4 protein-coding genes are annotated in these 4690 nt (G+C 60.9%); 3 read left to right on the plus strand and 1 reads right to left on the minus strand.

Features of this window, described 5'->3' with window-relative positions:
• Positions 1–55: 55 nt before the first annotated feature.
• Positions 56–490 (minus strand): rhodanese-like domain-containing protein, encoded by a 435-nt coding sequence (locus ACE04F_RS12595; protein WP_486107105.1) that lies wholly within the window; start codon positions 488–490, stop codon positions 56–58.
• 101 nt (positions 491–591) lie between these two features.
• Between ACE04F_RS12595 and ftrA the strand changes: the two genes are divergently transcribed.
• The 3 genes from ftrA (at position 592) to ACE04F_RS12610 (ending at position 4655) form a co-directional block, all read left to right on the plus strand.
• Positions 592–1551: a transcriptional regulator FtrA gene (gene ftrA / locus ACE04F_RS12600; protein WP_486107107.1), complete on the plus strand. Its 960-nt coding sequence runs from the start codon at positions 592–594 to the stop codon at positions 1549–1551.
• 274 nt (positions 1552–1825) lie between these two features.
• Positions 1826–3157: an IS110 family RNA-guided transposase gene (locus tag ACE04F_RS12605; protein ID WP_486107109.1), complete on the plus strand. Its 1332-nt coding sequence runs from the start codon at positions 1826–1828 to the stop codon at positions 3155–3157.
• Positions 3158–3437: 280 nt separating this feature from the next.
• Entirely contained in the window at positions 3438–4655 is a 1218-nt protein-coding gene (locus ACE04F_RS12610) for a class I SAM-dependent methyltransferase (RefSeq protein ID WP_486107111.1), read from the plus strand.
• Positions 4656–4690: the final 35 nt, after the last annotated feature.

Here is a 4690-nt window from a genome sequence, read left to right on the forward strand (position 1 = left end):
CAGCCCGTGTGGCAAGGGAGCTCGCCCCCTCGCCACACGGGCGTCGCACCCTACTTCAACAATCGCAGCTGACCGCCTGCTCCGCCACGCGCTCCACGGAACCGGTCAGGCGAAAACCTTCGTCGAGCCAGCCCATGACGCCACCGATCATTTCCTTGACCGGGTACCCCAGGGTCGCCAGGCGCACCGCGGCCTTGTTGGCGCCGTTGCAATGCGGCCCCGCGCAATAGACCACGAACAGGGTGGTCTGGGGATAGGCCGCAAGCGCCTCGGCGGTCAGCGTGCGGGTCGGCAGGTTGATCGCCCCGGGCACGTGCCCGCGTGCATAGGCCTGCGGCCCGCGCACATCGACGAGGACAAAATCGATCTCACCGGCGTCCTGGCTGGCACGTACGTCGGAACAATCGGTTTCGAACATCAGACGCCGGCTGAAATGCTGCAGGGCAATGTCGGACGGCGCGGCAGACACTTCGCGAACAGGGCTGGTCATCGGGTTTACTCCAGGGACGGATAGGGCTTGGAGAGACTTTATCCACCCGCCGCCAACCGCTACAGTGGCGTACAAGACACTCTGTGGGAATTTTCCGCCAAATGCAGCCTACCCCTGGCCTCGTCGCGATTCTCGCCTACGACGGGCTGTGCACGTTCGAATTCGGCGTTGCCGTCGAGATATTCGGGCTGGCACGGCCCGAGTTTGATTTTCCCTGGTATGAACACCGCATCGTCGCTGTCGACGACGGCCCGATGCGCGCCATGGGCGGCTTCCAGGTATTGGCCGATGGCGGCATGGAGCTGCTCGACAGCGCGCGAACCATTATCGTGCCGGGCTGGCGCAGTCGCAGCGAACCGCCCTCCGATGCCCTGCTCCAGGCCTTGCGACGAGCCCATGCCCGTGGCGCCCGTCTGTTGTCGATCTGCTCGGGGGCTTTTGTCCTGGCGGCCACCGGGCTGCTCGACGGCTTGGGCGCCACCACGCATTGGCGCTACACCGACGAACTGGCCCACAGCTACCCGACCATCGAAGTCGATCCCGATGTACTTTATGTCGATTCAGGCCAGATCATCACCTCGGCTGGCAGCGCGGCCGGCATCGATGCGTGCCTGCACCTGGTGGCGCGGGATTTCGGCGCCCAGGTCGCCAATGCCGTGGCGCGTCGACTGGTCATGCCGACCCAACGCACCGGTGGCCAGGCGCAGTTCATCCCCTCGCCAGTCAGCCGCACGCCGCGCAGCGATTTGTCCGGCGTCATGCAATGGGCCCGGGAACGTCTCCACGAGCCGCTGGGAGTGCGCGATCTGGCCAGTCACGCCGCCATGAGCGAACGGACCTTCTTGCGCCGCTTCACCCAGGCTTGCGGTGTGTCGCCCAAGGCCTGGCTGCAACATGAGCGCCTGGCACGGGCCCGGGAATTGCTGGAAAGCACGCAAGACAACACCGACAACATCGCCCAACTGTGTGGCTATCGGTCGGTGGAAAGTTTCCGGGTAGCGTTTCGCAACGTGGTGGGGCTGGCGCCCTCGGTGTACCGGGAGCGGTTTGGGCGAGGGTAACGACGCCTTCGAGGTTCTCCGTGGCGAGGGAGTCCCCGCCGCGTCGCCGACGCTGCGCTGTCGCGCAGCAAACAAGTGTTCGGCTTAATATTGGGTGCGCGCGGGGACAGAGGCCGTAGCTATCACTGGTGTGTGCGCACCCGCGAGGGAGAGTGGCCGGCACGGTATCGGCGTGGAGTCGTTGTAGGCACAGCAAGCTGTGACCACGTATGAGAGAGTGAATCCGTTCGACACCGTGTGCCCCGCGCGCCGTTCAATCCTGCGAGGAATTGTCATGGCGCGCAAGAAGCAGCAGAAACGATTTGAAGTCGTTCACCCTCATTGTGCCGGTATCGATATTGGCAGCCGCGAGCACTGGGTCGGCGTCAATCCCGATCAAAGCGACAAGCCGGTTCGTTGTTTTCCGGCCTTTACTGAGGATTTGGTGAAGCTGGCCGAATGGCTGGAATCGCTGAAAATCAAAGTCGTGGCGATGGAAGCCACCGGTGTCTATTGGATACCGCTGTTCGAGCTTCTCGATTCGAGGGGCTTTGAGGTGTATCTAGTTAACTCCCGTGCTACACGCCAGATAAGCGGGCGTAAATCCGATGTCCTGGATTGCCAATGGATCTGGCAGCTCATGACCCATGGCTTACTCAGAGGAGCGTTCCGGCCCGCTGATGATATTTGCTCGATGCGTTCGCTGGTTCGCCAGCGGGCCATGAAGGTTCGTGATCAAGCCAAGACCATCAACCGCATGCAAAAAGCCCTGACGCAGATGAACATTCAGTTAGCCAATGTCATCAGCAACATCGCTGGTGTGACAGGGATGAAAATCATCAAGGCCATCATCGATGGCGAGCGTGACCCTCAAGTTTTAGCCAACTTCCGAGACGGCCGTATCAAGGCCGATTACCAAACCATCGCCCGCAGTCTGCACGGTAACTGGCGAGTCGAGCATTTGCATGCCTTGGCTCAGGAAGTGGCTGCTCATGATTTTCTTGAGAAGCAGATTGCCGAATGTGATCAGGCCATCACCCAGGCACTCAATCGACTCCCAGTACTGAACCATGAGCCCACGCAACCCGCCAAGCCACTGCGCAGCCCGCATCGTTCGGCAGATGAACAAGCCAACTTGCACCAGGCACTTGTGAGAATCATGGGCGTGGATCTGACCGCGATTCCCACTATCGGAATCGAATCCGCCTTGGTTCTGGCAAGCGAAGTCGGACCTGATTTGTCGCGGTTTCCGACTGAGCAACATTTCAGCTCTTGGATGGGGTTGGCGCCCTCAACCCGAATATCGGGAGGAAAACCCTTGCCCGGTCATGTCCCCAAGGTATTTAACCGGGCGGCACAAGCGTTGAAGCAGGCGGCCTCTAGCGCCCGCAACGATAAAAGCTTTATCGGTGCCAGTCACCGCGCCCGATTGGCTCGTATGGATACGGCCTGCGCCATCAAGGCTACGGCTCATCAACTGGCCCGCCTGATCTACGCCATGCTGACCAAAGGCCAGCCTTACGTGGCGCAGGATATGGAAGAGTACGAGGCCAAAAGCCGTGATCGTCAGCTTAGAGCCTTACAGCGTAAGGCTACAAAGCTGGGTGTTCGAGTGATCGCGGCTTAAAAAAGCTTTGGAGAACAAGGGGATGGATTTTGTTTGATGAGAGCTCGCTCCCGCTGGAGCGCGAAGCGCTCCCCATCGGTCTGAAGGGTTGAGTCAGCCCTGAAATCAGGCGACTGCTTCGCAGCCGAGCGGGAGCAAGCTCCCTCGCCACAAAAGCCTGGCTGACCATGAAGATGGATTCTCGCTTTTGCACCGTTGGGGAAATTCCCCGTGCCCTGGCCTCCCATCCCCCCTAAAATACCCGCCATTCCCGATCCGCCCGCCCCGAGGCCGCTTTTCCATGTCCGCCACCGCTACTCCCGCCCGTCCCGCGCCGGATCACCACGCCCAATTCATTGAGCTGTTGCAGACCAGCCTTGGGCAGAACGCTTTCATCAAGCTGGTGCTGGCCAAGTACGTCGGTGACGAAGCCGATCTGCAGCGGCTGATCATCAAGCAACTGACGGTCAAGGATCAGCCGTGCCTGTCCTTCGTCTACCGCTACAAGACGCGCGACATCACCAAGAACTTCCCGCTGGCCGAAGGCGTGGAGGCGGTCGCCGCGCTGTTGCCGGCTTCGTTCAAGAACGCGCATCTGCTGGCAATTACCGACGAGGCGCAGCTGGAATACAGCAAGAAGGGCAAGAGCTCGTTGTTCAAGAGCAAGCCCCAGCAACTGCGGGAAGTGCCGTCCGCGGGGCACAACCGGGAGAAAAACCGCTTCCTCGATCTGAGCCGGCCGTTTCTCGCCGACCTGGGCGTGACCAACCATAAGCACGAGCTGATTCCGGCGATGTCGCGCAAGTGGAAGCAGATCAACAAGTTCATCGAAGTCTTCAGCCACGCGTTGACGTCTTCGCCGCTGGCGCTGGACAAACCGGTGCGGGTGGCGGATTTCGGCTCGGGCAAGGGCTACCTGACGTTCGCCATCCATGATTACTTGCGCAACACCTTGCAGGCCGAGGGGCTGGTGACAGGCGTCGAATTGCGCGAGGACATGGTCAAGCTGTGCAACGAAGCGGCCGCGCGGCTTGAACACCCGGGCCTGGAGTTCCAGCACGGTGATGTGCGCAGCGTGGCGCCGCGTGAAGTGGACGTGATGATCGCCCTGCATGCCTGCGATATCGCCACTGACTACGCGATCCACATGGGCATCCGCTCGGGGGCCTCGATCATCATGTGTTCACCGTGCTGTCACAAACAGATCCGCTTGCAGATCCAGAGCCCGGCGCTGCTCAAGCCGATGTTGCAATATGGCCTGCACCTGGGCCAACAGGCGGAAATGGTCACCGACAGTCTGCGGGCGCTGTACCTCGAAGCCTGTGGCTACGAGACCAAGGTGTTCGAGTTCATCTCCCTGGACCACACCAACAAGAACAAGATGATCCTGGCGGTCAAGCGCGCCGAGCCGGTGGACCCTGCCGAACTTCTTGCCAGGATCGAAGAACTCAAGGCGTTTTATCACATCACCGAACATTGCCTGGAAACGCTGCTGCGGGCGGACGGCTACCTCGCCTGACAGTTGTGCTTGCCTGGAACCCTTGTGGGGGGGGG

The sequence above is a fragment of the Pseudomonas sp. AGC41 genome (genome assembly GCF_057334555.1).